This window comes from Legionella drozanskii LLAP-1 (assembly GCF_001467585.1).
Lineage (GTDB): Bacteria > Pseudomonadota > Gammaproteobacteria > Legionellales > Legionellaceae > Tatlockia > Tatlockia drozanskii.
On the sequence record NZ_LNXY01000020.1, the window covers coordinates 738,096 to 764,443 of the forward strand.

The window sequence follows — 26,348 nt, forward strand, 5'->3', positions numbered from 1 at the left end:
AACTGGTTTACTATTACTTCAAAGCAAAACCAAACTAAAGTCAATCTTAATTTTAGTCTGTTATTTCATGATTGAAGTAATAATTGTTTTGAGGGCGTTTACTAAGCGAAATTTGAAAATTGTGGTTTTACCGGACTGAGCAGGTTGGGCCAGGACCCAACCTTCATTGGGATGGTTTAAACTTTGACAGGCTTCGGTACAAAACCTCTCATTTGCAAAGCAAATTGCCGCAAGACTTCTAAGCCAGATTCCTCAGCTTGCTTGCACCACTGCTGCAAAGCTTCCACTAATTCTTTCTGTGAACTTGCCGTTTTAAGCCAAACGTTTTGTAAAGACTGACGATAGTTGTAAACCAGACGGATTTGTTCATAACGCTCTAATAATGCCTGTAGACGAGTTTGCGCTCGTGGTGATAACAACGAATCTTGGCGACGTAATAAACTCCCAGCGCGCTGGAATAGACGCTTATCATCTTTATTCACTGTACTTGAACGCTCATGTTTTAGAATAGGACGTACAACTCGATTATAGTAATAAGACATAATTTGGAAACGATTACTCACGACAGCTTTCACTGTGTCGAGATCAATGTTTAATTTACCCGCGTCAAGCGCCAATTTGGGTGGTAATTTTTTAACTTTCGCAAGACCCAAAAAGGAGAGGCAACGAATATAGAACCAACCGATATCGAATTCCCACCATTTCACAGAAAACTTAGCAGAAGACGCAAAGGTATGATGATTGTTATGTAATTCTTCACCGCCGATCCAAAATCCCCAGGGGATAATATTGGTCGCAGCATCTGGGCATTCAAAATTTCGATAACCGAAATGATGTCCCACACCGTTAATTACACCGGCAGCGTGTATAGGAATCCACATCATCTGAATCGCCCAAATGGTTATACCTGGAAGACCAAACAGTACAAGATTAATGATGAACATTAATATAATGCCTTTGGAAGAAAGACGAGTGTAGATATTACGCTCCACCCAATCTGTAGGTGTACCATGAGAATACTTCTCAATCATTTCTTGATCTTGAGCAGCTTGCTTATAAAGCTCCGCACCTTGCCAAAATACTTTTTTCAAACCCAACACTTTAGGACTATGCGGGTCGCCTTCAACATCGCAGGTTGCGTGATGCTTGCGATGAATAGCTACCCATTGGGCGGTGACCATACCCGTGGTTAGCCAAAGCCAAAATCGAAAAAAATGGCTAACGATAGGGTGTAAAGTTAAAGCGCGATGTGTTTGATGGCGATGCAAGTAGATAGTCACTCCAGCGATAGTAATTTGTGTCAACACGAGTGTCGCTATCACATAACCCCATACCGATAGGTTTAGAACACCATAAATCATAAGCTACTCCACTATTAATGAGTTGACTTTGATGATAATAGACTAAAATTGGGTAAACGAGCCATTTGCAATCTAATCTTAGACTATTACAATCAGTTATCTGAAGCCTAATCATATCACAAAATGCACAATTCTCATTGCATCAATTTCACTTGTGAACGATAATTTTAGTATAACCTATAAATAGGACTCTGATCAGTTCCTTTAGGATTCTAAGCATGAATGGCAAAATAGAACGCTTGTTAGGTAATTTAATCCCTTTCCTGATAATAGGAATTGTAATCGCCCTTTCAATTGGATTGTTTATCATGTTTTCCTATGTCTTAATGTGGGGAATCTTAATTGGTGGTGTACTCTGGGCAATATATGCAATCAAAAATCTTCTCTTTCCACAAAACAAACGAAATAAAACACCTGTTAAAACAAAGAAAGGGCGAATTATTGAACATAACGATCAAGACTAATGCCTGAATTACCCGAAGTAGAAATTACCCGACGCGGTATTAGTCCGTTTCTGCTTAATCAAACAATTATGGGTACTATTATTAGACAGCGGCAATTGCGTTTAGCGATTCCGTCTGAGTTAAACAAACTTTGTGTCGGAAAGGAAATAATAACAATTCGCCGCCGGGCTAAATACCTATTATTGCAACTATCCGAAGGCTATTTACTTAATCACCTTGGCATGTCTGGGCATCTGCGGATAGTTTCGCAGGGTCTAGCACCCGGAAAACATGACCATCTTGATATTTTTTTAAATAATGGCCATACCCTGCGCTATAACGATCCTCGTCGTTTTGGACTGTGGCTTTACATTGAGAAAAATCCTGAGCACCATCCCCTTTTAGCCCATTTAGGTCCAGAGCCACTATCCGAAGAGTTTAATAGTGCGTATTTACTCAACCGTGCCCAGCGAAAAAATCAAAACATCAAAGCGTTTATTATGAGAAACGATATCGTTGTCGGCGTTGGTAATATTTATGCCAGCGAAAGCTTATATTTAGCTGGGATCCATCCGCAAACCCCGGCCGGTAAACTAAACCAACATGATTTTGACAAACTTGTCCCCATTATTAAGCAAGTGTTGCAACAAGCAATTGATGTTGGGGGTACAACGTTGCGGGATTTCTATGCGGCTGATGGTAAACCAGGATATTTTGTGAATCAACTACAAGTTTATGGGCGCAAAAATCTACCTTGTTATCAATGCAGCACTCCCATCCAAACGATAAGGCTAGGCGGTCGTAGTTCGGCTTTTTGTCCTAACTGTCAATCTAAAAGATAAATAACCTCCTCTTTCTCTTCGCAAGGTTAAACTCTTGCAGTATTATCAAACCATTATTTATTAGCCCATTATTATTACTATGAAAATAAGCAAACTCCGCACACAGTGGATTATGATTCTTTCTGCCCTCTATACTGTCAATGCGTGTGGACGCTCTGTGGTCAAATGGCTTTTTGGTAAAACGGATCGTGTTTGGGTTGATTCAACTATTCAAAGCTGGACCAATCGTATTCTCAATCTTGTAGGGGTACAATGTAAGATCATTAATCCTTATCAGGTGGAACCTGAGCCGGGTAAAGCAACGATTATCATGTGTAATCACAGTAGTCTTTACGATATTCCTATCAGTTTCAAAGCATTCCCCAATCATTCTATCCGTATGCTGGCCAAAAAAGAGTTGTCAAAGATCCCAATTATGGGCAAGGGAATGGCAGCAGCTGAATTTCCATTTATTGACCGACAAAATAGACATAAAGCGGTAAAAGATTTAGAAGCCGTCCGCAACCTTCTGGAAAGTGGCATAATTATGTGGATCGCTCCTGAAGGAACACGCTCTAAAGATGGCAAACTCGCTCCCTTTAAAAAAGGCGGCTTTATTACCGCAATTGCAGCAAAGGCGACGATTATTCCTATTGGTATTCGCGGTGCTTACGATATCCTTCCGGCTAGAACCACGCAATTTAATATTAATCAAACGGCCGAAGTTCATATCGGTAAACCGATTGATGCCTCTCAATATACCTTTGAGACTCGAAATATGTTAGTTCATGCAGTCTATCAATCCATGAAGAATTTAGTGGGTGAGAAATAGCCCAACACCTTGCTGATAGAACCCGTCCCTCCGCAAAGACCGGGGGCTCATAGGGTTAATCCTCAGAAATTCGCTATAACATAAAGTCTAAGATAGATTAGTATTTAAAACCATAACCCTCTTGCCGCTCAGAGATTGTAGCCGCTAGTCCAATACTTCTTGGGTCAGAAGCGGCAGTAATGATATTGTTTTCTTTGTCCCAAGTTATCGCTTGCATATTGCCATAATACTGTTTCAATAACATTAATTTGTATCCCATTGCCTTTAACCCTGCTTGTAAAGAAGGAGAAAAAGTTTCTGGCTCAACTTGTATCCAATCAGGTAAGTATTGATGGTGAAAACGCATCCTTGAAACCATCGTGATTGCGCCGTGGAAATCATGAAAAGCCAAAGCGGCAAGTAACACCATGGTAGGAATACGACTACCCCCCGGTGTTCCCACAATAGCCAAACGACCGGGCATCTCAAGAAAAGTAGGTGTCATGCTAGACAGTGGCCTTTTGCCGGGTTGAATGCGATTCACATCGCTCCCGACTATCCCGTAGACATTTCTCCCCCCTGTTTTTGTGGAGAAATCATCCATTTCATCATTCAATAAGACACCCGTACCCTCAGGAACCACGCTCGAACCGAAAATAAAATTCACTGTCATTGTCGCTGAAACACAATTTCCTTCTTTATCCAGGATAGCAATTTGGGTGGTATTTTTACTTTCTAGATTTGTTTTGTCGCCGCCGTTTAACACTTCGCTAGGTAGAGCTTTGTCTGCAGGAATTAATTGACGTAATTGTTTTGCATTTTCAGCAGAGAGGAGATGTACCAATGGAATTTTAGTGAAATCGGGATCCGCTAAAAATTTAGAACGCTGCCAAAATGAAAGTCGCATTGATTCAACTACGTAGTGGACCCATTGTACTTTTGTAAGTGACTGCAAAGGATAATCCGCTAAAATATTTAGCATGGTTATTAAAGACACACCACCTGCCGAAGGAGGTGGAGAAGTGATGATTAGCATGTTATGAAAAGCACCTTGTAAAGGCTCACGTTCCTTCACTTGATAGCGCTCCAAATCCTCTAGAGTCCAAATTCCTCCAGCTTCCCTTACTCCTTTTACAAGACGATTAGCTATCTCACCACGATAAAAACCGTCATGGCCCTTTTCAGCTATTATTTTCAAAGTGTTGGCCAGATCGGGTTGTTTTAAGCGCTCACCGATCTGGTAAGCTCTACCTTCATGTAAAAAAATAGTTGCAGTGTGCGGATAGCGCTTTAATATTTCAGGACGATCAGTCATGGTAGAATAGTAATTAAATTGCTTATCTATAGTAAAACCTTCCTCAGCCAAGCGAATAGCCGGCGCTAAGGATTTTGCTAAGGGAAGACGTCCATAATGCTGGGCAACATAGGCAAATGTTGCTGGCTCACCGGGAATCGCCGCCGCCAATCCGCCGTTTAATGATAATCCGGGAACAGGGTTTCCATCTTTTCCAAGAAACATATTTTGATGGGCAGCAAGAGGAGCTGTTTCACGTCCATCGATAAAAACGTTTTTTTTCTCTTTTTCAATATGCAATAACCAAAATCCTCCACCGCCTATACCTGAATGATAAGGTGCCACGACAGCAAGTGCTGCAGATACGGCGATTCCAGCATCAAAAGCATTTCCCCCAGCCGCTAAAATTTCTAATCCTGCATTAGTTGCTAGTGGATGAGCCGAAGCGACAGAGTAAGCTGGTGGTGTGGAGGGATAGTCAGCCCTACAGATTGTGTTGAGCCCAAAAAAAATAATGAGTACAAATAGAAAGCGAGTAAAGTTCATAAATTTTGCTTTCTCCTTTGATCAAGTGCACGAACGACTGCTGGAGGAACAAATTGCGAAACCTCTCCACCAAGAGAGGATATTTCCCTCACTAGTGTTGAGGAGATAAACATCAGATGCTCAGAGGGCGTTAAAAACAAGGTTTCGATTTCTTTTGCTAATTTACGATTCATGCCCGCTAACTGAAACTCATACTCAAAGTCATTAACAGCCCTTAAACCGCGCAAGATGATGCTTGCTTTTTGCTTATGAACAAAATCAATTAATAAAGTATCGAACCCAATGACTGAAACGCCAGCTAATGAGCTAACGGCCTCTTGTATTAAGGCAATACGAGTTTCCAAAGATAAATAGGGGCGCTTTGCGCTGCTGCTTGCTACAGCTACGACTACTTCTGGAAATAGTCTAGATGCGCGGGTAATAATATCAATGTGACCATTGGTCACTGGATCAAACGTTCCTGGATAAATTGCTTTATGTTTCATGATGACAAGCTTTAATTGCAAGTTTTGGCAGTCTAGCGTATTGTGGTAAGAAAAACTATTGTCTAGGGTCTGTAGACCAATTGAAGACACAACTCCAATGGGTCGAAAACCCTCCTAACATGGATGAATCGGAGGATTGCAATGATTGCCATTCGCAATATTTATATTGTTTCTTTTTTACTCCTCAGTGCCTGTGCTTCTCGTTCGGTGATCACTGAAGCACCGTTGAATCCCATTACACCTGCCACACCGGAAGCATCAGCAGAAGCTACCGAATCAACGCTTAGCAACCAACCATTGAATAATGGCAAAACTCTGACTGAGCTTAGCACCAATGAGAAAGGAGTTGCCGATGCGCAGGGTAAAACTGCTGAGAATAAAAAAGGGGCCAAAGACGCGTCCTCCACAGACAAAAAACAAGTTTCGGGAGCCTCTTCTGGCGCTTCAAGAATATCATCCTGGGATATCTCTGGAGCAATGGCAGCTCGCAGTAAAAACAAAGGTTGGAGCGCAACGGTCAACTGGGTACAGCGTGGGGCAAGCCAATATCAAATCCGTTTATCAGGTCCTTTAGGAAGTGGTACAGTACTTATTAGTCGAAGCGGGGGGGTAGTTACCCTTCGTGATGGACCGAAAACAGCAAGTTCGTCCAATGCCGAATCCTTATTAAAACAACAGACTGGCGTTAGCCTACCAGTTTCTAACCTTTATTATTGGGTAAGAGGCATCCCAGCCCCCGGTTCTGTTCAAGGGGAGAAACGTGATGCGGCAGGTCGCTTAGTCCAATTAAGACAAGGCGGCTATACTATTCAATACCCCCAATATAGTTCTGCTGGTGGGACCTCACTTCCAACAACCGTGAGATTACAAGGGAATGGAATTTTTATCAAAATGATTATTAAAAGCTGGAGAGTATGACGCTGCTTTTTAACTATCAGCCATCAACTCAAGAGAAAACTTGTTAATTGATGGCTATGGTAGATAGGTTAAGTCATATAAAACCTAGGTGAATAATTGCAAAAATAAATTTACTCCCCGTTGACAAGACTTTAAATACTCTGCAAAATACGCAGCACGTTACAGCTCTGCTGTACGAAAGTATTCATGGAAGAGATTAAGAATCTACAAAGCTTATTGGGGTGTCGCCAAGCGGTAAGGCACAGGGTTTTGATCCCTGCATACCTAGGTTCGAATCCTAGCACCCCAGCCACAATTCTTGTTGATTCAAGTAAACAGACGGCAGAAGATACCCGGGAAGGATGCGTTCACCGGATCGCTCAAATAATAACTATATCTTTCTGGCTGTCTTCTGCTATGTGTTTATACCTGATTAAACCCCTTTGAAGGCTATACACATGTCGACAATGATGATCTTTACCGGCAATGCTAACCCAGAGCTGGCACTTAAAATAGCTTCTCACCTGCAGATTCCTATCGGTCAAGCAACTGTGGGAACATTCAGCGATGGTGAAACCATGGTTGAAATCCTTGAAAATGTCCGTGGTCGTGATGTCTTTGTCATTCAATCGACTTGCGCTCCAGCAAATGACAACCTGATGGAACTTATGATCATGGCAGATGCCTTGAGACGTTCCTCCGCAGGGAGAATCACTGCTGTAGTTCCTTATTTTGGCTATGCACGTCAAGATCGACGCGTCCGCTCAGCTCGTGTGCCTATTACAGCCAAAGTGGTAGCCGATATGATGGCCTCTGTTGGTATCTGTCGTGTTCTTACAGTGGACTTGCATGCCGACCAGATTCAAGGCTTTTTCTATATGCCGGTTGATAACGTTTATTCAACTCCCGTATTACTTGAAGACATTAAGCAGCAAAACCTACCCAATCTCATGGTCATTTCTCCAGATGTAGGGGGGGTAGTTCGAGCAAGAGCGATGGCAAAATTGCTTAATGATGCAGAATTGTCCATTATCGATAAACGACGCAGCGGCCCAAATAAATCAGAAGTAATGCATATTATCGGTGAACCTGCGGGTAGACATTGTCTCATTATTGATGACATTGTTGATACAGCAGGAACCTTATGCTCAGCAGCACAGCAATTGAAACGTAATGGCGCAACGAGTGTAAGAGCCTACATCACTCATCCCGTCTTGTCTGGACCCGCTGTGGAAAACATTAAGCACTCTTCTCTGGATGAAGTGGTTGTTACTGACACTATACCTCTCACTGATGCTGCAAAGCGTTGTGAGAAAATTAGAGTGGTTAGTTTGGCAGATATGCTTGCACAAGCGATCAAGCGCGTTAATGTCGAGGAATCTGTCAGTTCTATGTTTACTGAATAGTAAGCACGTTGGGCCTCGGTGCAACCCCGAGGCATCTCAACAGGCTTTATCTGTTTTTTCGCTTTATATTTAATTCCCACTAAGTCGGGAATCTATTCATCAATTGCGTACTTCCCTTGAAGAATCCCCGCTTGCGCGGGGATTCGCTTGAGTATCTAGAGAGGAAAATCTATAAGGCAGTTCCAGTTCAATTAGCTTATCTACACATCTGCTCTAAAAAAAGGAAGCATTTAGCTTCCTTTAGATTTATCGACCGTGTCTGTGTAAGACATTAATCGCGTGTACCTACATATTTATCATCGAAATAACGACGCAGTTTAGTTCTTAATGTACCTCTGCTGATACCAAGCATGATTGCTGCGCGTGATTGGTTATACTTACAATGTTCCATGACAGCGCGAAATAATGGTGTTTCAATTTCTTCAAGAACAAACTGGTACAGATCAACAGGATCAGTTCCCTTCAGCTCGGCGAAATATTTCTGCACTGATTGAGTGACACTCGCGGCCAGCGATGCAGTTGTATCCCCGGCTTCATTACTGATTGTTGTCATTCTTATTCACTCCTCCTTTAAAAAGCTGCATCTTACCCAATTGAGTAATTCCTGACAAGTCTACTTTCAGAAATTTGACTTAAAAATCAGGAATTACCGAGTAGGTTAAACCCACTCAACTCATTCAATAACCTCTATTAAAACTCTTCTAAATAATTATTGAAACTTTAACATTCCAGGATTAAAAGGTTTACCATTAACCATTAATTGGCCTTGGTTAAGGTTCATTTCAATCACATAATCATTACCTTGTACCGCTAGCACTCCCGACTGAATCATGGTTGCTATTTGCTTATCTGCGGCCTCGCCTGCTTGTTGAGCCACAGCATTCATATCGGTTGTAGTCGCAGGCGGCGTAGCATTATTAGTGCTTCCAGTAGTTGTTACGCCTGTTTGTTGCTGCATTTGTTGCACTATACCTTGCTGAATAGTTTGCGGCTGCGGTGGTGCCAGCATCTTTTGTCTTATCGATTCAGAAATGAGATCTTTGACAACTACAGCGGGTACCTTCAACTTACCCTTGCCTTGAATTTTCTGGATTAGCTCAAAAGGATTCGATGTTTCAGACTTGGGTAGAGAAACAAGTAAGTTTCCTTCTATGGTTCCCTGCGGCATTACAAAATTGAGCTCTGTTACCTCAAACTCTGCTCCTTTACTGAATAACTGGGGTAGTTCTGGCAACATCGCTAACAATGCTTGCTGACGCTGCGCATCGGGGCCCTGCTGCAGTTGATTTGCTTGCTGATTAATTTTAGCTAGCGCATCTGCATCAAGGTTCCTTATTGCAACTTCCAAACGACCAGGACCATAAGCTTTATCGTTAGTCGTTATTTTCTCGATAGAGGACTTGAAATGCGAGTTAAATAAACCTTCTTCAATATTAGTGTCAGAATGGACATCAAATTGAGCAAGCTCAAAAATTTTCTTATCATTATTTGTGACAACTAATGATGGGAAAGATAAACTCGCATCACCAAGATACAATCCAGAACTTGTCTTATGAAGATTGTATTCACTGGTCACAGAGGACATATTCGTCTTTATCTGTTCTTTAACAATTCGCAAACCATCTACAGTAATATTACCAGTCACTTTTTTCATATCAGGTGAGAGATTAGTAGAAGAAGTCATACCCAACCAATCTAATTGTCCATTACCTTGCTTGGCGATTAATTTAAACGCTGGAACGGATGCATCGATAGTCGTATTTTGGAGATAGCTTACAAATAAGCTTAGGTCTAATTTAGGCTGAGTTGATTCGCCTGAAAAAGCATTATTAAACTGCTCAGCAAATTTCTCAGGTAGCAATAATTCCGTATGCGCATAACCTAAACCAAATTTGACAGTTTTATCAGCAAATATTACCGGTCCATGATGAATATTAAGTGGCATTTTCATTTGAAAATCTTGAGCAGCCACGGTTTCTGATTGACCGTCTGCTACAGTAACCACATGCTCAGGAATATGTAAGCCCCAATTAAGAATTGCTTTGGAGGTAAACCAACCTCGTTTGTATTCTTCAAGATTTGCAGTCAATCCGTTGGATTGATTCACTGCTCTGAGGTCTTCTTTTACTTGCTTTTCAGTGAGATACCCCATGCCATAATATGAACCGAGGACTAGAGCTACTAGGATAATCACTAATCCTGTGAATTTTTTCATTATTATCTCCGAGTTAATGTCAGACCACTGCAAAAACTAAAGCTGATTCAAATTTTCTGCAGAGGCACCGCACCAATTAAAACACGAGATTCACTAACTAGCAAAGAAATATGTGCAAAAAAATGTTAACTGACAGCGACTTACTATGATTTGCGAATAGGCTTACAGTAAGTCTCTTTAACAGTAAATGCGAGAAACAATGCGACTAATGAGCAGAGCGGTAAAATTTTTAATCCCGCTTGGAAATCTGAAAGCACCAAGGTTTCCACATTGTAAGCACGCGCGCCAGATACGGAGTCTACTAAATAGCCTACTAAAGGCTGCATAAGCGCTCCAACAAAAATAGAAATCATATTGGTAAACGCTATAGCGGTTCCGATTACATTGCCCTCATGAATTTCAGTCGAAACTGCATAAGCAATGGCGACTCCTGTATTGGTTAACCCAAAAATAAAAAATAGAATATAGGCGCTTGTCTTGTCTATCCCTGGGTAAAAAACATAGATCGAGGTTAATATGACTCCACACAACGCTGAAAAGATCATTATAGGCTTACGGCGTCCAATTTTGTCTGATATCCAACCTGAGATGGGGCCACTTATCCCCCAACCAATAAAGATTAATCCTGTTGCGAAAGCAGCAGCGTGAGCGGACAAACCTCGTCCATATTGCAAATAGGCAGGACCTATTGCTTCGCCAATTACAGCTGTGGGACCAAAGAGAAAACCAGCATAAAGTGCATTAAGCCAAGTCTGGCGATGTGACAGAATAATCTTCAAACTAGCAAGGATACTTATACTTTTTTCAAAGTGAATTTCGCGTCGCTTCGTGCCAGGCGCATCTTGGACAAATTGATATAATAGACCGGCCAGTGCGATAAACAAGAAGGCTATAATCAACATGCTATGACGCCAACCAACATTGGCAACTAAAAAGGACACTGGAGCTTCACCCGCTGCAGCACCCAACATGCCTAAGGCTTGGGTTAAACCTGCTAATAAACCGAGCATGGCTGGAGGGAACCAAGACGTCGCTAATCGCAAAGAACTCACAAACGCAAACGCCGCACTAAAACCGATAAGCATACGACCAACAGAAGCCATCATCAAACCATCGGCTAAACCAAAAACGCAACAACCCAAGGCGGTGATTAAGGACATCACTGTTAAAATTGCGCGAATACTTAGACGATCGACAGTTAATCCAACCGGAATTTGCATGAGGATGTACGGGATGTAAAAGGAGGCAGTCAGAATTCCGAATCCTGCTTCATTAATACCAAAATCCATTTGCAAACTGCGATGCATAACTCCTGGAGCCACGCGTGCAAGATAGTCAGAGAAATAAAATGCCGCTGCTAGTCCCCAAACTACCCAAGCAAAACCTATTTGGCTAATACGCCCTGTTTTTTTACTCTGAGACATTGCTACCATATTCATAAATTCACTACTCAGTTACTATTTCATCCTAGCTGAAGCTGAGACACGCGATCCGCCCGTAATCCAAGCAGAGCAATTGACTAATAAATTAGCAAAAACCAAACTATATTATACTGCTAGCGATGATTATTTCAACACATTGAACGATCTGAAACATATCATTTTTCTCAACCTCTGTACACTATTTAGAGGTAACTCAACAGCAAATCAGATATAATTCTGCTTTTTTATAGGTCTTGACTCCATGAATGCTCTCGAATTGGCAATAAAAGATGCACTTGATACCGAAGGAAACAGTAAAGAAGCGAACAAAGCCTATTTGGAATTTATAAAAGCTAATTTTATTATTCCTATTGATAAAAACTCCTCGGAAGAGCTGCCCGAGGTCCTCTATTTAGAAGAGGGCGGCTTATACTATATGCCGGTATTCACTAATATGGAGTACTTCGATAGTTGGGCCAAAGAGATTACAGGGGAAGTGCTACTGCTCAAATTATCAGGCGTTGACTTGCTAAAAGGCATTGGAGAGAACGTGAATGTTTGTTTGAATATCGGAGCAGATATATATAAAGAATTTAACCCAGCTGAGCTTGGAAGAATGAAATCAATGGTATTGAAATTGTTTAAGTAGATTGTTGAACAACAAAAGGATAGCTGATTTTTCTGTTTCCATCATGAAATCAGCCATCCTTCTTAAATTGCGTAAAGTCAAAATGAACCCCTGTTTTATAATTAAGCAACAAGTTCAAATACCTGATAACCTACTACAGCTGTCGCTGCGAGTGCACCAGTTATTTTCAGCATATTCGCTAAAAAATTGCTGCTTACTAAACTTGTAATGAAGTGATAGGTTTGATCATTCGCCGCTTCAGATTCACCTGTTGGCAAAGTCTCAGCCTCGATAGTCGGCTCATATAAAGGTTTCTCACCATAAAATCCAGCCCACCAGCCTTCTTGCCATTGCTCATGTTCAATGCTGCCTTCACGGAAAGGATTTTCATCTTCCTCCACCTCAGCTAAGGCGCACTCATAGCCATAAGAATAGCATTCTTCAAAACTTGGATGTTCAATATTAAAACGCAATTTAATATGTGGTAACAACTCTGTTGTGTCATTCATATTAGTACCCTCTCGTTAGCGTCTTAAAACTTATTTAAGTTAGATCTCACAAAGCATTTATCCTGCCAAGAAAATAAAATGTTTACTTTCGTCAATAAACGCCTTATTTAACATCATTCTACGACCATAAGAACGCTTATGCCTCAGAGTGGTTTTTTTTTACTCTTTCTTGACAATATGGAATCTTTCTTGACTTTTTTTGGACTTCCGTGCAGGGATAACTAGTTGATTTTAAGTAATTAAAATTAAATGGACTTTTGGGCAGAAAAACCCTGATAAAATACAAATTTGCGAGTTAGCAATGCAATAAGAGGCAAATCTTGTTTTCCGGCCATTTAAATGTTGTCATCAGCCACGCTTGCTAAGGCGCTAACTGGCAGTGGATCCAATGTCCTCTTTTTTTGTAAAAAAGAATCCGATCATGCAAGCGATTATCACGGCCTTGCCAAAACTCTATTTCGTCCGGAATAACCTTATATCCTCCCCAATATTTTGGTCGTACGACAACCTCTTGGCCGTATTGCGCGATTAATTGATTGAGTGCTTGCTCTAAAACATCGCGATCAGCAATTTTTTGACTTTGAGGGGAGGCAATCGCTGATAACTGACTTGTCACCGGCCTGGAGGCAAAATAAGTATCCGATTGTTTTTTTGATACGCGCTTAACTCGTCCGCGCACCCGCACCTGACGCGATAGCTGGGGCCAATAAAAATTTAAAGCGACATAAGGCGTATGCTGTATTTGTAAAGATTTTGTGCTTTGATAGTTGGTATAAAAAACAAAAGCGCCTTCATCTAGCCCCTTGAGTAAAACAACACGCGAGTCAGGACGCCCTTTCTGATCAACCGTTGAAAGCACCATTGCAGTGGGATCACTTTTCTCTGTCTTCAGGCCTTCTTCAAACCAAAGCTTGAATTGAGCGATCGCAGACTCTTGAAGAGTTCCTTCATTGATCTGCAAATCACCGTATTCGCGGCGAATATCCGCTATTGTTTTCCAATTACTCATAGTTCTATAAGAGATTAGATAAATGCTGCGATTATAATGCGAAAGTCCAAAAGATACCTAGCCATCTTCATAAAATAAAAACTTAGCAAAAAATTAACATCAATTAGTTGTGTTAATATTGCCTTAATAAAACTCCAGGTATAATGTGCACATTTTACTAAGGCTATTTAAACGTCAATGCTGGAATATTGTTTAAAAATGCTTGATGCATTTAAAGAGCGTCAAACTTCGAAATTCTTACTGAATATTCGCCAACAAATCCTTGCCAAAATTCAAGGTCCGCATTTTAGCGCGGAACTTCAGCCTTACTTTAAAAAAATCAACCGGTTTGGCGAGCCGTTTACGGATTTTTCGACCGAGCCCCTACAAGTCATTCAAATTAAAGAAATTATCAATGGAATTTACCATGCAGAACTTGCTTTCAATGATCTAGAAACCGTTAATTTACGTGATAAATTAAATTGGTTTCAAGATTTACAGAAGCTTTGGTTCCATACGGTTAAGCATGGCTATCATGCAAGTTTTCTTTTAACTCATCTTGGCATTGATTTAACTAATATTTTTTCTGAAGAAATAACAGCTGCGATTAATTTACTTAGTGTATTTAACGAGTTTACTGATCAACATGCTGACGATGCGGCTGCTTTTGCCGCCAAATTAAAAGAATATCCTATTTCCTATAATGGCGGATTGTTAGGTGGAATTGCTGTCGATCAAATGAGGGCAGGTAGCGGTAAAATTGATTATCATTTTTTAACACAATTTGGTGCTGCTTTACCTGGATATATTCAACAAATTACGAATTATGTTCAACAATTTTCACCACAATTGGCTTCTGTAAACTCTACCTTAGATCAAGCCCAGTTAGATAGGTTGCATAGAGAAGGACTAAGATTATTAGACTCATTAGATGTCTTGCAAAATGATAATGACCTTTTATTACCCGCTAAAGTAGTTTATTACGTCGATATACTACGCCGTGTTATTCATCTCTCACAAACTACTTTAGAGCAAGCTAAAAACTTTGATGAATCTTCCCAAGAAGTAATTCGCAATAATTTAGCTGAACTAAAATACAAGTGGTTAGTACTTTTATTCAATTTAGTCGACCGCATTGAAGAAGAAGGCTTACTCACCCCAGGTGAACTCTCCAATCCACTTTTGGGACAACTAAGACCGTTCTATAAAACACTAATCCATTATACCTCGAGTATCGTTAATTTTTCCGTGAAAGGAAAAGAACTTTTAGCGATTGAAGATGACCATTTTATGGAGTTACGACTCGAGCCAATACGACATAAAATTAACCAAGAAAAACGATGGTTAATGCATATTGGGCAAACCGAAAAAGCTTATAATCGCTTTTTCGGTTTACTTAGAAAATACTCAGATCAGGACTTGCAGAGTTTATCCGAATCGACACGAAAATTACTGGTACAAGATTATAAATTTTTACATCCTTTCATTCATCATCTTGACAAGAAACTCAACAACAAAATCATCAATATTTTAACAAATGACAGTCCTTGGTTGTCTCAATTGCCTTTTATACAGAGTAAAGTAAAAGTAAGTCAGATATTGTCATTAAAAGACAGCGTAGCAACATTAATTGCTAAAGATAAATCAACGCAACAATTTCATATTAAACTTCAAGAAGCTCAGATTGCATCTATCTATGAAAGCGCTGAAACGCATTTTTTCCCCTATGACGGTAAGGCAAATCATTTTTCGGTCGATGAAGCACAAGTTTTAGCAAAATCTAATCTGCAAAAAAGATTACAATTTACTGAAAATCCTCCGAATCAATTAGTGCTCCGCCCAGAAGTTTTAAGTGCTAATCAAAGTTTTATACTAGCTGAACATTATGCTGAAAGAATTGAAAAATTAAATAGAGCGGAAAAAGCTTATGATAAATTTTTTGTGATAATTCGGGCTCAGCATCCAAACCCTCTCAAGGAGCTAGATGACGAAATTAAAAAGGAATTGCTTGATTTATATAGTGTATTTCGACCTTATCTGATTGATCTTATTGTAGCCGCTCCTGATCTTCCTAATCGCGACCAAGAAATCATTGATGCCCTACAATCAACCAGTCCAGAAAAATTAAATGACCCAGAATTCGAAACTGTCAGTTCTATTTCAACAGGATATTTTCGGGGCGAAATTTTAAGAGGACAACCATCACTTAAAACCTGGTTTGCAAATACCGCTCCTACTTGGCAAAATAGAGCACAACTGCTGCAAAAATTAGCGCAGCAAAAATTAACAGTTGAAACGAAAGAATCTACACTCATTCCCTATACGGGCGAATCAGAAGAAAGACCAGATTTTTTAATTAAACATCGAAACTACTCTCAGGCGGTTGGCGAATTTAAAGAATCATTAATCAAACTCACCTCTTTATTTAATAGCACAATCCAAAAGGAGCTCGAGCCTGCTTCACCCTGGAGATTACCTTTTATCGATGCGGGAGCTCCCTTTCCAGAGTTACAAAACCACAATCAGGTACTTGCACAAGGTCAACAGGTTATAGGGATTAAACGCCTCATTAACTGCTTATATCATTTGGAAAAAATTTGCCAACAGCTAGAAAAATTAAATAATAACAATTGGGAAAGTACTTATGTTTTTCACTTAGTTCAGGCTAACAACCATGTGGGTGAAATTCTCGAATTATCAAAGAGCTTATATGAAGACCCTCTTTTAAGATTGCTAGCTGCTGATTTGGTCAGTAAAGCAAAACACATCTCAGAAACATTAATCACTAAAAGTGAACCTTACAGAAAAGACCCAACTACTGTTCCTATTCCAGAAAATAATAAAAAACTGCAGTATGGTTCAATCTGGTATAGTCTTAACGCATTAATGTATGCCCCTACTCATATTGCTACTCTTTTAAGGCAAGGAGAGGTACCTACTGAAGAACAAGAAAGAATTGCTGCACACACAAAGCAAGTCGCTCTCAATATTGAATCAATCATTGAAAACTCCGACTCTTATTTCAAGTTATTCCTTAAAACGCCAATGATGTACCAGTTGTTTAAAGAGCTCAAACACAAGGTTAAGCACTTTACTACTCTTTCACATGGCACAGTGATGAATCATTTGGAAGAAATCAATACAGGCATATTTGCTCAAATTTTACTTGAAACCGATCAGTGGGAAGATAGAGTTGGATTAAAACCTGGTCAATTATCCGGCCCCATGAAAACGATACTTGATGAGTTTTATAAAGGCTTAGTGGAACCCTTAGGATGTGTCTCCCAAAAACATATAGCACTTATCACTAACAGCAAACCAAACACTTTACGTCTTGATGCAGTAACAAAGAGAAAGGTGAATGCTCAAGAACAAAAAGTAAGCTGCATGGGTGACTTTGTTTGCTTAAAAAAGTTAATGGAATGCATTAAAATATATGAAGACCTTAGTACTCCCCGATTTGGCCACTCTCCTCAACCTGCCAAAATTATCGAATCAGCAAAACAGAATTTAGTTACAGCCTATAAAATGGCAATACCCGCTCTTGAAAAACAGAAAACACAGTTCTCTGCCCCCCCCCTGTTAAGTGAAGTCAAAACAAGCTCACAACTTGATGAATTGCTGACCTCTGAGACGCCCATTCATCTGATTCCACCAACAAAACCTGAAGCAGTGCGAAAAGAATTTTCAGCTGAGGAAATAAAGCAAACCTCGGAAAATCATGCCAAACTAAAAAATTTAATGGAAGTACTTGAACTCTATGATGAGCTCATGAATGGTTACCTCTTACCTCCCAATCATATTTTAGAGGAGATGCGAGCGAAATTACTCTCTGCATTTGCTGAAGCAATTCCTATTTTAAAGCAGCACAAAGAGCTAATGGACAAGCTGGCAGGTGAGATTAAAGTCAGTCCTCAGATTGATGAAATCTTGGGGCCTAAAGTCACAGAGCTATTTCCGTCTGAAGTTGATTTACCTCCTAGGGAAAAAGACAACGTTTCTGGCGAAAATCTAACTAATGAGTTCATGGCGGATACTCATATTTTGGCCCAATGCCGGTTTGTTTTTGAATATTACGACAAGTTAGTCAAGTCTACCCAATTAGAAGAAAAACCCACAGCTCAACCAAGAAAAATTGACCTTAAAGCACGATGTGAACTTGTCTATAGTTACTATAAAGGTGTTGTCAAAACTTGGGAATTAAGAGAAAAAACAGCCGAGGAAAAAGAAAGATTTTTAGCTGCTCAACGTGATCAGCAAACCCTAGTGAAAGAAAGAGTTACTTACAATTATCTTAACCATGTTTTCAAGAAGCAATTCGATTTGGCGTTAAGCAGAAAAACGGATTTGCATCTTATACATGACGAATATAATGATAAGTTGAAACACCATTTATTACACTGGAAACCTACTATTTTAGAGAACGCTAAAAATGCTCCCAATATCGATGAACTGGTTAAGAATATCGTTCAGGATAGGGTCAAAAATTTTGATAGGGAGTTTTATAAAAAATATGCACATCTCAATGAAATAATGGCAGAGCTTTCGAAATTTGAGTCTTATTTAAAAAAAGCTGAAATTGATGTCAAAAAGCAAACTTCTCGCTTTGAAACCAAAGAAACTTTGCAAAAAAAACAGCTTATCATTTCCAGACTGAAAAATATTGCTACTAATCCGCTAAAATCCACCAAAGCCCGAATAGAAGAGATGCGAAAAATTGTGCAGACTCCTCTGGAGTACAATGGTAAATCATATACCTTTGAACAAATTATGCTTGAGCATTCCAAGCCCTATCCTTTAACCTACAATTGGCTTGTGCATGCATTATGCTCTTTCTTGAAGCTTTTTGACCTTCTTAAGCCTGAGTATTGTGCAGAATATGAACAATTAAACGATGCCATTATAAATCCACCTAATCCGCATAGTATAAATCGCTATCGAATATTTACTTATACCCGTCCTAAGTATGAATTACCGAAACCGGTTGCTGCGAATTCTTCATCCTCCGAAAACGATTCGACTCCAGCTAGTTCACCACCATAACCCGTACTAAAATCACTAACTTTACTTGTGGGTAGCTTATGTTAGGGAATTTCTATAAACTTTTGCTCTCTTTATTGCTTTTAGGATTTCTAATGACTGAACAGCAAGCCTATGCCCTAAAAATTATTAGCGCTGAGCAACCAGCACACAACAAAGTTTTACAGACCCCAGCACAACTAGTCCTTTTCCCTCTAAATGAAGAGGATAAAGCGCTGATTGCGGCAATGAAAGAGAAACTCTATGAACTGAAGGGAGTTGGATTAGCTGCTCCACAGGTCAATCATCACAAACAGATTATCGCAATCTATATCCCAGAAGAATCGGCCTTACTTCGTAATAATGCCAAAGCCTATCCTATGCATATGCTTATTAATCCCTCCTATTTAGGCATCGATTCTGCAGGAGTGGATTCTGATTTTGAAGCCTGCTATTCGGTATCAAATAAAGCTGGGAAAGTTCCTCGATTTAATCAGATCTCCGTTCAGTTTTACGACGAACAAGGGCAGCATTATAACCGCATTGAAACTGGATTTTATGCTCGAGTTTTACAACATGAAATTGATCATATTAATGGGACCTTAATTATTGATCGACTTACACCGGAATGTGTGCAGGGTAGTATGGAGGAAATGACCAATTTGCGGCGTCAGGAACTTTCATCTATACAAAGGGAACTTTTCGATAGGTTAATGAAAGAAAAACAAGTAAAATCAAAGCAATGAAACCCTTCAGGTTTGCTTAAAATTTTCCTCTTAACCCTTTAATTTGTATATTCTTAAGATACTGAATTTTAGCTAAAAAAGTCTCGCTAAAAATAGCATTTTTAAATGGCTTGAGTATATAATCGGTTTCCCTATTTTTAACCATAATTAAAAACATGAAAAAAATTCCTCTATTTTTACTCAGCGGTTTACTTGCTTTCAATGCTCAAGCGAAAGAAAACTTTTCTTGCGGTTATAAAGATTATTTTCATTTAGACGATCAAATTCATCCTGGAATTTACATTGTTAGCGCCTATGCCAACGCAGAAATGGACTTACGTGTCATTAGTCCAAGGAGCTTTGAAATAAGAGATACTGACCGTTGTGAAACGGGTTATGGGCATGTCACAGTAGCTTATGATACTTATAATTGGTGCGTCCTGGATGTAAAAGACGGTCCCTATATGATGCACCCTACTATTAGTGCTTCCTGTAATGGTATGCGTTATGAGGGATTAACTTATGATGGATTCAATTCTTATTCTTACACTATTCATCTGAGTTAAATTTCCTGGCTCAGCGCTTTCGCCGAGAGTGACGGAAATCCTGTTCGCTTGAGGCGTTTACACGAGGTTCGTCAATCTCCGCCAAAGCAGGGAGTCCAAAGCGCTGGTCAAACCTTAGCGATTCGCTTGGCTAAGGTATTACCAAAACAGAGTCAATTTAGTAAACTAGGCGACCTGGAATTTAGATGGATAGGTTTTTCATGGAACAAAAAACAATTTTTATCACCGGCTGCTCCACTGGAATTGGTCATGATGCAGCACTTAGTTTATCTCGTCGCGGCCATCGTGTGATTGCTTCTTGTCGCAAAGCAGAAGATGTTAGCAAGCTTATTGAGTTAGGACTTGAGGCTGTAAGAATGGATATGAATGATGAACACTCCATTGCTTCTGCGTTTACCGAAGTTCTAGACAAAACATCTGGTCATCTTGATATACTCATCAATAATGCTGGTTATGGTCAAGCTGGTGCCTTAGAGGATATTTCTCGAGACGCGTTGCGCGAGCAATTTGAAACTAATGTTTTTGGACTGATGAATCTCACAAAATTAGCTATTCCTGTCATGCGTAAACAAGGACGAGGACGCATCATTAATATCAGTTCTGTTTTAGGCTTAATTTCCATGCCATTTCGCGGCGCTTATAATGCCTCAAAATATGCAGTAGAGGGTTTAAGTGATACTTTAAGACTTGAGCTTAAGCCCTCAGGAATCGAGGTGATCTGTATTGAGCCAGGCCCTATTGCCAGCAATTTTCGTGATAATGTAATCGATAATTCTCTGAAAAAGATTGATCAAAACAATAGCCATTTTCGTCAACAATACCATAGAATGCTGAATGGCTATCGCGAGCAAAAGGAAGACTCGATGTTTACCAAAGGTACAGATGCAGTCATTAGCAAACTAGTTCATGCTATTGAGAGCAAAAAACCTAAAGCTAAATACCCTGTTACTTTCCCTGCTCATTTATTTGCGATACTTAAACGTATCCTAACTGTAAAAATGCTAGATCGCTTTATAAGTTTTCTGTCTAAAAAAGAATTAGGGACAGACACTAATTAAACTGTCCCGATATATAAGAATCTTCCTGAACTGCAGAGCAATTAGCGAGCTCACCATTCTCGACCTTGAAAAATTTAGGCTGATAGGAGGAGGAATTTGATGCTGGCTTTTCCTGCCTAGCACCCTCAGATGAAGCGCTTCTCGGATAAACTTTTTCTTTGCCTTTGCCCTCTACTTCACCATCAATTTCCTGCTCGATAGTGTCACCCGATTTGGTAAACGTGCTGCTCATAAGTAATTCAAAATCAGTCGAGCACAACATGGCTTCTGACTCCGTCATCGTTGTAGGAACTCGGGGTGACGCAGCCCAGGGTCTAAGCCGATGCCAAAAATCGCTAACAAGACTCGGCTTTTCCTGGGCATTAGTTTCTAATGAAGCTTGAGCAGCAATGCCAAGCTGCAACTTATAAGCGTAGAGATCAATCGCGACAGCTTTTACTGTTGGCTCAGTCTCTAATTGGGCCTCTGCACTTACCAATGGTTCTGGGGATTCCTCAACAGCATCTAGTTTTAGAAAACTCATCTGAGCCTTTTGTAGGTTTTGTAAGGCCGCTACTTCTTGTTGTAAGTTTGCAAAAGCGCTTATTAAGCCCTCAAGTGAACTTGTGTAGCTATCCAAAGTTTCTCGTGCATCGTTAAACTTAATTTTTAAGATAGCATCCACTTTAATCATTTCTTCTTGCAATTGTTTTACAGTTTGCTCAATCGCTTTACTCTGATCAGTAATTGTTTTCTCATCTGCTTTTTTCTCAATAAATTTAATCTGCTGGTTGAGCAATTCTTTTAAATGGGTTAAATGTTCGTTTACCTTGTTTAACTGCGTTAACTCTTGTTCAACTGTTTCGCGTTTAGGCCAAAAGCGAAATGCATTGCGAATAGTTTCGAAAGTTGAAAAAGCTAAAAAAGTACTTAGTTTGGCAACGATAAAATCCGTAAAAATAGTTTTGGCTAGTGCTAACCCGAAACATTTAAGCACTAATAAGCTCATTTTTCCCATTTTCTGCGTTAAGGAAGGATTTTTATTGAGCTCTCGTAACTCATCCTTATGTTTATAAATTTCCATTCCAAATTTATAGGCTAGCCGCATTAACGCAACCGCTCCCACCGCTGCAGCTCCAATACCCGTTGCACTCGTCCCGACACCTATTGCAACCAAAAATCCTTGTAAAAAGCCTCCTGTCATTAAAGGAGAAATGATGGATACCCAGGTTGTGACAAAACTAAAAAGTTCAGCTAGTAAAAAAAATAGGTTTACAATTTTTCGAGAAGTAAACGATTTATGATATTCCCACTCCAGCACACTAAGACCCAATCTCGGCTCTGGTGATTTTAACAGCTCTTCATGATGAGCTTTTTGTGTTGCAAACGCAGCTTCCGCTTGCTTTAGTTTTGCTTGAACGCGGCGGAGCTGCAATTTGTTCGCACGATCATTAGCTCCCTTTAATGCCGAAATCATCGCATCCGAAGTTGCTTGATCTCTTTCCTCTTGGGTCTCCTCTTGAGCTGTATTCAACAGTTCAATTTTATTGAGTACCTTCGCTACCTTACTAATCGCTTGTTGTTGTAATTGATCTTGAACGGCAGAACCCAATTGTGATGAGGTATCCATCGTCATAATTAATAATCGATTCACTAACGCTAATTTAATTAGCTTATCGTTAGCTGGATCAGCCAGTTCGATGTGATCAATTAAAAATTGTAATTGCTGATTCGTTTCTTCAAGGGGTTCAGCAGTAGGAAAATCATCCTGAAATAAGTCATCAACTCTTGAAAAGGCTTCTGCAAGAGTGCCAATTATTATTTGCCTTTTATCCTCTTCTTTTTTAGCTAAGAGCTCAGGAAAAAGAAATTGAATCACCCCGTCTCTGTCGAACTCCATTCTATTTTTTCTGATTTCGCGATATTGCAAATAATACATAGCAAAAGAATCACGCTCTGTTTCATTTGCTTCGGCAGGATTCGTTGCATAATGAAAAGCATTAGCCTCAATTGTCTTTTGAATTTCTATTCCCAAAATGGGGTAAAGACGATTTTTTGCCAACTCTTTAAACTCTTGCGCTTTTTCTGATAGAGAGTCGCCATATTGATTCACCAAATAATTCATCACTGGCGCCATTTGCGCTTGCACAGCATCGCTTTGGATTGCTTGTAACGCTAATTCAACTAAAAATGGATAGGGTAAAAATCGAATAAGTTGCTCGCGAGTCATCTGAGCAGCAATTTTCTTTAAAAAATTGGTTCCCCAGGAAAAAGCTGTTTTACCACTAATTTCGATGAAACTATCGACAATAGCATCCATCATTTTTTCTTGACTAGGAAGAATATTGGCAATGGAAAGAGGATCATTAAGTTCCTTCATCAATGCAGGAATAGGATTTTGATTTAAATTGGCGGAATAGACGGCCTCTGCACTTCTGACTTCTTCTATTTCAGCATTACTTAGGTAGAAAGAAATTAGTTTGACTAAAAATTTCTCATCGATATCTGCCATATCCGGTGGCAATATATTCCAAACAAAATTGAATAGTCCTTTGGCAACGGATGAGATGGATAAATTTTCAAGTTTGCTTTCTATTGATTTTTGGGCAATCTCAGTGACCTTACCATTCAATAAAAGAATGAGGTAATTGTTTAACTCGGAACTTGAATCTTTTAAATCCATTTGAAAACTGAAAATTAACCCCGATAATGCAGCAATATATCGAAGCTTGCTATTACATAACTCAGTGATTTTTTCGTTCTCTGCAAGTTTTTTCAGTTCATTACAAGACTCCTCTTGCTTCATTAATCTTTCTTGTACTTTATTAAGAAAGGCATTAATCGTAGGCTCAACGTTTTTTATAGTTGCTCGAGCGCCTTCTTTACCTTTTACATTTGGAGTCTCATGATCTTTGGCAGGTTCTTGTTCTTTGTTATTTCCCAAGATTGTGGTTAGCTCTTTTACACTTGTCATTTGTTCTTTAAATTGATGAGCCGTCTCTTCTTCTAAATTGTTGTATTTTATCCAAGCCTCTTCAACAATGGTCAAATCAGAAACAGAAATCGCCAAATTTTCTTTATATTTCGCATAAATTTTACGCAGAGAAAAACCTTTTGAATTCAGCCTAGGATCCCGCGAATCAAGCATCTGCTCCAGTAAAGGAGCCAATTGATCGTTTTGATATTGAGCGAACATGCGCTGCATTGCCGGTTGAAAAAACTCTTGACGGAACACTGCATGAACAGAATGAGGGGATACAGCCAAGGCTTTAGCCGCTTTAGTTAACTCCAGAAAAACGGCTTTGGGTTCTTTGACATCAAGTTGTCTTTCTAAAGTCTGTAATCGATTGATTAATGCAAGAATATCGAGTTGTTGTGGTTGAATATTAAAAGCATCTTTTGTCGCAAGAACAAATGAATCACTAAAGCCATCTTCTCCTTCAGCAGCATATCCTTCAATGCGATCTGCAAGCGTTTGATAGACATCAAACTTCTGCTCATCTATTTTTTCTTCTAGACGCTGATAATGTTCAAAATTAAACGCCTCAAGTTTAAGTCTTCCTTCTGCTGCTTTCACGACTTCTTGCATGTAAGCCTGAAAAAACTTCGCTTTAAGTGAGCCTTCAATCTTTCCGTGTTTGGTTAATTCATAAAATTGAAAATAAGCAATTATTTTGTCAATTGGAAATTCATGTACGATAGCAATCTCATTTAATACTTTTGTCAATGCATCAGTTCGTGATAAATAATGAGAAACACTTTCCGGTATATAAGAAATTGCGTAATTAAAAAATGCGCCTAAGCCCTTTTTAGTCGCTTCTATAACAGCCTGAACTTTAGATCCACCCTCTTTTAATCCGATGTAATAACCATTTGCTTGCTGTAACCAAGCGGGGATCACATCCGCTTCTTCTAAGCTAGCACATAGAGATGCAATTTTGTCAAAATCCTTGAAGGCTTCGCTGATATAACCTAGTCGATTAAATAAATTATCATCTTGAGCAGCATTAGTAATTGCTACAGCGACATTCCTACCATTAGCGACTACTTCGTTACATTGCCTAATAGGCTCTAGTATGGTTTTGGTTAAAACATCGGTTAACGAATCAAAATCAACTTCTAATGCGGCCAACATTTGTTTGCGTGCCACCGCTACTTCTGAGTCAGAACCGTCATGATTCTTTGGAAAGATGACCTTCTTATGTTCTTCAAGTCTGTTCGTATTTTCTATGATTTTATTAAACCTAGGTAACTCCTCTTGAATTGCATCAATTAAATCGCTGTCCATAGGAACATCAGGCATAGTAATTTTAACAGCGAGTTTAAGTCCCTCGGTGAGTACATCTCTAGCAGTACTTTTATTATTAATACTCAAAGCAGCATTTATAGTGTCCAAGGACGCCGCCAGCATCTCGGCTGCTTTTCTTGGTTGATAGTTAATTCCTTTATTGTTCGCTAGTTTTAAACAGATTTTTTCCAGGACGAATGGCAATGCAGATAAGGAATCTAAATAGGCCGCCTGTGCTTCTAAGGTAGCTAGATATTGCTGAGCCATTTCTTCGTCAGCAATCATTGAGCCAATTGATGTTGAATTCTCTTCCGAGTTTTGATCTGTTCTATCTTTAATATGAGTTATTAGACGTTCACAACTCACGTAAACTCGATCTAGATTGTTTAGATAACTTGTTTTTATGAGCCTTACTGCCCAGTTATCTTGACTCGCCTCACTCACTTCGGTAACTATTGTCTGAGCAAATGCCACAATCCTGTCATGCAAAACTTTATTTTGTTCATCCCAATTAAGTGGGTTTCCAAATTCGCTTGCTAGTTCCACATCTCTGCAGATAGCATCCCATTCTTCCTCGCGCCAAATGGCTTGATGACGAAAAGCCACATGCAGATAAAATCTATAAACTAGAGGATCATAGCCCGCTCTATCCAGAGTAAAACCACATAAATCAAAGATAAATTGAGAAAGGGAACTTTTATCGCTTGCAATTAAATTCTTAATTTCTTTTTTAGACTGCATCTTATACTAGGTGTAAAAAATTGTGCTTCCAGTATAAATGCTTAATATTAAGGAAATATGATGCTTTTTAAAACATTTAAATATCTAAATTAGTCCGAAGCCTTGATGGAACGTAGTTGTCATCAAGGCTACTCTGGATAAGAATAT

At 39.5% G+C, this 26,348-nt stretch carries 19 protein-coding genes and 1 tRNA gene; 11 read left to right on the top strand and 9 right to left on the bottom strand.

The annotated features are described in order from the left end of the window. Window positions 1-176 precede the first annotated feature (176 nt). A complete protein-coding gene (locus tag Ldro_RS07670; protein ID WP_058495811.1) occupies window positions 177-1,361 on the bottom strand; it encodes a DesA family fatty acid desaturase in 1,185 nt (394 codons plus the stop codon). Window positions 1,362-1,579: 218 nt separating this feature from the next. On the opposite strand from Ldro_RS07670, the gene Ldro_RS07675 reads away from it, so the two are divergent. The 3 genes from Ldro_RS07675 to Ldro_RS07685 all read left to right on the top strand — a co-directional run bounded on the left by Ldro_RS07675 (window position 1,580) and on the right by Ldro_RS07685 (window position 3,457). Then, window positions 1,580-1,825: a hypothetical protein gene (locus Ldro_RS07675; RefSeq protein WP_058495812.1), complete on the top strand. Its 246-nt coding sequence runs from the start codon at window positions 1,580-1,582 to the stop codon at window positions 1,823-1,825. After that, on the top strand, window positions 1,825-2,646 hold the full coding sequence (gene mutM / locus Ldro_RS07680; protein ID WP_058495813.1) for a bifunctional DNA-formamidopyrimidine glycosylase/DNA-(apurinic or apyrimidinic site) lyase: 822 nt from the start codon (window positions 1,825-1,827) through the stop codon (window positions 2,644-2,646). Before Ldro_RS07675 ends, mutM begins: the two co-directional genes overlap by 1 nt. A 79-nt stretch (window positions 2,647-2,725) precedes the next feature. Then, window positions 2,726-3,457, top strand: coding sequence for a lysophospholipid acyltransferase family protein (locus Ldro_RS07685; protein WP_058495814.1), 732 nt, complete (start codon window positions 2,726-2,728; stop codon window positions 3,455-3,457). 97 nt (window positions 3,458-3,554) lie between these two features. On the opposite strand, the gene ggt is transcribed toward Ldro_RS07685, so the two are convergent. Beyond that, a complete protein-coding gene (gene ggt, locus Ldro_RS07690; protein ID WP_058495815.1) occupies window positions 3,555-5,276 on the bottom strand; it encodes a gamma-glutamyltransferase in 1,722 nt (573 codons plus the stop codon). Continuing rightward, window positions 5,273-5,761: a pantetheine-phosphate adenylyltransferase gene (gene coaD / locus Ldro_RS07695; protein ID WP_131764234.1), complete on the bottom strand. Its 489-nt coding sequence runs from the start codon at window positions 5,759-5,761 to the stop codon at window positions 5,273-5,275. Before coaD ends, ggt begins: the two co-directional genes overlap by 4 nt. A 141-nt stretch (window positions 5,762-5,902) precedes the next feature. Here coaD and lolB point away from each other — a divergent pair, with 141 nt between their 5' ends. The 3 genes from lolB (at window position 5,903) to Ldro_RS07710 (ending at window position 8,064) form a co-directional block, all read left to right on the top strand. Further along, window positions 5,903-6,679 (top strand): lipoprotein insertase outer membrane protein LolB, encoded by a 777-nt coding sequence (lolB, locus tag Ldro_RS16065; protein WP_083497916.1) that lies wholly within the window; start codon window positions 5,903-5,905, stop codon window positions 6,677-6,679. Between the two features lie 217 nt (window positions 6,680-6,896). Next, window positions 6,897-6,971: transfer RNA gene (locus Ldro_RS07705), tRNA-Gln, on the top strand. 145 nt (window positions 6,972-7,116) lie between these two features. Then, window positions 7,117-8,064, top strand: coding sequence for a ribose-phosphate pyrophosphokinase (locus tag Ldro_RS07710; RefSeq protein ID WP_058495816.1), 948 nt, complete (start codon window positions 7,117-7,119; stop codon window positions 8,062-8,064). A gap of 271 nt (window positions 8,065-8,335) precedes the next feature. Here Ldro_RS07710 and Ldro_RS07715 read toward each other — a convergent pair whose 3' ends face one another. From Ldro_RS07715 to Ldro_RS07725, 3 genes are all read right to left on the bottom strand, one after another. Continuing rightward, complete coding sequence (locus Ldro_RS07715; RefSeq protein ID WP_043872510.1) at window positions 8,336-8,617, bottom strand: helix-turn-helix domain-containing protein; 282 nt, start codon at window positions 8,615-8,617, stop codon at window positions 8,336-8,338. Window positions 8,618-8,773: 156 nt separating this feature from the next. Continuing rightward, on the bottom strand, window positions 8,774-10,279 hold the full coding sequence (locus Ldro_RS07720) for a YdgA family protein (RefSeq protein WP_058495817.1): 1,506 nt from the start codon (window positions 10,277-10,279) through the stop codon (window positions 8,774-8,776). Between the two features lie 143 nt (window positions 10,280-10,422). Continuing rightward, window positions 10,423-11,718, bottom strand: a complete 1,296-nt coding sequence (locus tag Ldro_RS07725; protein WP_058495818.1) for an MFS transporter — start codon at window positions 11,716-11,718, stop codon at window positions 10,423-10,425. Window positions 11,719-11,962: 244 nt separating this feature from the next. Here Ldro_RS07725 and Ldro_RS07730 point away from each other — a divergent pair, with 244 nt between their 5' ends. Further along, window positions 11,963-12,349 (top strand): SseB family protein, encoded by a 387-nt coding sequence (locus Ldro_RS07730; RefSeq protein WP_058495819.1) that lies wholly within the window; start codon window positions 11,963-11,965, stop codon window positions 12,347-12,349. Between the two features lie 101 nt (window positions 12,350-12,450). Here the strand turns inward: Ldro_RS07730 and Ldro_RS07735 are convergent, their stop codons facing one another. Both Ldro_RS07735 and pdxH read right to left on the bottom strand, forming a co-directional pair. Beyond that, window positions 12,451-12,837: a hypothetical protein gene (locus Ldro_RS07735; RefSeq protein WP_058495820.1), complete on the bottom strand. Its 387-nt coding sequence runs from the start codon at window positions 12,835-12,837 to the stop codon at window positions 12,451-12,453. Between the two features lie 361 nt (window positions 12,838-13,198). Next, window positions 13,199-13,846, bottom strand: coding sequence for a pyridoxamine 5'-phosphate oxidase (gene pdxH, locus Ldro_RS07740; protein WP_058495821.1), 648 nt, complete (start codon window positions 13,844-13,846; stop codon window positions 13,199-13,201). Between the two features lie 198 nt (window positions 13,847-14,044). On the opposite strand from pdxH, the gene Ldro_RS07745 reads away from it, so the two are divergent. The 4 genes from Ldro_RS07745 to Ldro_RS07760 all read left to right on the top strand — a co-directional run bounded on the left by Ldro_RS07745 (window position 14,045) and on the right by Ldro_RS07760 (window position 21,193). Further along, complete coding sequence (locus Ldro_RS07745; RefSeq protein WP_157066474.1) at window positions 14,045-18,868, top strand: hypothetical protein; 4,824 nt, start codon at window positions 14,045-14,047, stop codon at window positions 18,866-18,868. A 92-nt stretch (window positions 18,869-18,960) separates the two neighbouring features. Further along, window positions 18,961-19,590, top strand: coding sequence for a peptide deformylase (gene def / locus Ldro_RS07750; RefSeq protein ID WP_058495823.1), 630 nt, complete (start codon window positions 18,961-18,963; stop codon window positions 19,588-19,590). Window positions 19,591-19,745: 155 nt separating this feature from the next. Beyond that, window positions 19,746-20,135 (top strand): hypothetical protein, encoded by a 390-nt coding sequence (locus tag Ldro_RS07755; protein ID WP_058495824.1) that lies wholly within the window; start codon window positions 19,746-19,748, stop codon window positions 20,133-20,135. Window positions 20,136-20,335: 200 nt separating this feature from the next. Next, a complete protein-coding gene (locus Ldro_RS07760) occupies window positions 20,336-21,193 on the top strand; it encodes an SDR family NAD(P)-dependent oxidoreductase (protein WP_058495825.1) in 858 nt (285 codons plus the stop codon). Here Ldro_RS07760 and Ldro_RS07765 read toward each other — a convergent pair. Further along, a complete protein-coding gene (locus Ldro_RS07765; protein WP_058495826.1) occupies window positions 21,186-26,201 on the bottom strand; it encodes an AAA family ATPase in 5,016 nt (1,671 codons plus the stop codon). The genes Ldro_RS07760 and Ldro_RS07765 overlap by 8 nt on opposite strands. Between the last annotated feature and the right edge of the window lie 147 nt (window positions 26,202-26,348).

What these genes read in the sequence shown, in the direction of transcription:
- Ldro_RS07670 (WP_058495811.1), bottom strand. Translation starts at nt 1,361, where the DNA reads ATGATTTATGGTGTTCTAAACCTATCGGTATGGGGTTATGTGATAGCG.
- Ldro_RS07675 (WP_058495812.1), top strand. Translation starts at nt 1,580, where the DNA reads ATGAATGGCAAAATAGAACGCTTGTTAGGTAATTTAATCCCTTTCCTG.
- mutM (WP_058495813.1), top strand. Translation starts at nt 1,825, where the DNA reads ATGCCTGAATTACCCGAAGTAGAAATTACCCGACGCGGTATTAGTCCG.
- Ldro_RS07685 (WP_058495814.1), top strand. Translation starts at nt 2,726, where the DNA reads ATGAAAATAAGCAAACTCCGCACACAGTGGATTATGATTCTTTCTGCC.
- ggt (WP_058495815.1), bottom strand. Translation starts at nt 5,276, where the DNA reads ATGAACTTTACTCGCTTTCTATTTGTACTCATTATTTTTTTTGGGCTC.
- coaD (WP_131764234.1), bottom strand. Translation starts at nt 5,761, where the DNA reads ATGAAACATAAAGCAATTTATCCAGGAACGTTTGATCCAGTGACCAAT.
- lolB (WP_083497916.1), top strand. Translation starts at nt 5,903, where the DNA reads ATGATTGCCATTCGCAATATTTATATTGTTTCTTTTTTACTCCTCAGT.
- Ldro_RS07710 (WP_058495816.1), top strand. Translation starts at nt 7,117, where the DNA reads ATGTCGACAATGATGATCTTTACCGGCAATGCTAACCCAGAGCTGGCA.
- Ldro_RS07715 (WP_043872510.1), bottom strand. Translation starts at nt 8,617, where the DNA reads ATGACAACAATCAGTAATGAAGCCGGGGATACAACTGCATCGCTGGCC.
- Ldro_RS07720 (WP_058495817.1), bottom strand. Translation starts at nt 10,279, where the DNA reads ATGAAAAAATTCACAGGATTAGTGATTATCCTAGTAGCTCTAGTCCTC.
- Ldro_RS07725 (WP_058495818.1), bottom strand. Translation starts at nt 11,718, where the DNA reads ATGAATATGGTAGCAATGTCTCAGAGTAAAAAAACAGGGCGTATTAGC.
- Ldro_RS07730 (WP_058495819.1), top strand. Translation starts at nt 11,963, where the DNA reads ATGAATGCTCTCGAATTGGCAATAAAAGATGCACTTGATACCGAAGGA.
- Ldro_RS07735 (WP_058495820.1), bottom strand. Translation starts at nt 12,837, where the DNA reads ATGAATGACACAACAGAGTTGTTACCACATATTAAATTGCGTTTTAAT.
- pdxH (WP_058495821.1), bottom strand. Translation starts at nt 13,846, where the DNA reads ATGAGTAATTGGAAAACAATAGCGGATATTCGCCGCGAATACGGTGAT.
- Ldro_RS07745 (WP_157066474.1), top strand. Translation starts at nt 14,045, where the DNA reads ATGCTTGATGCATTTAAAGAGCGTCAAACTTCGAAATTCTTACTGAAT.
- def (WP_058495823.1), top strand. Translation starts at nt 18,961, where the DNA reads ATGACTGAACAGCAAGCCTATGCCCTAAAAATTATTAGCGCTGAGCAA.
- Ldro_RS07755 (WP_058495824.1), top strand. Translation starts at nt 19,746, where the DNA reads ATGAAAAAAATTCCTCTATTTTTACTCAGCGGTTTACTTGCTTTCAAT.
- Ldro_RS07760 (WP_058495825.1), top strand. Translation starts at nt 20,336, where the DNA reads ATGGAACAAAAAACAATTTTTATCACCGGCTGCTCCACTGGAATTGGT.
- Ldro_RS07765 (WP_058495826.1), bottom strand. Translation starts at nt 26,201, where the DNA reads ATGCAGTCTAAAAAAGAAATTAAGAATTTAATTGCAAGCGATAAAAGT.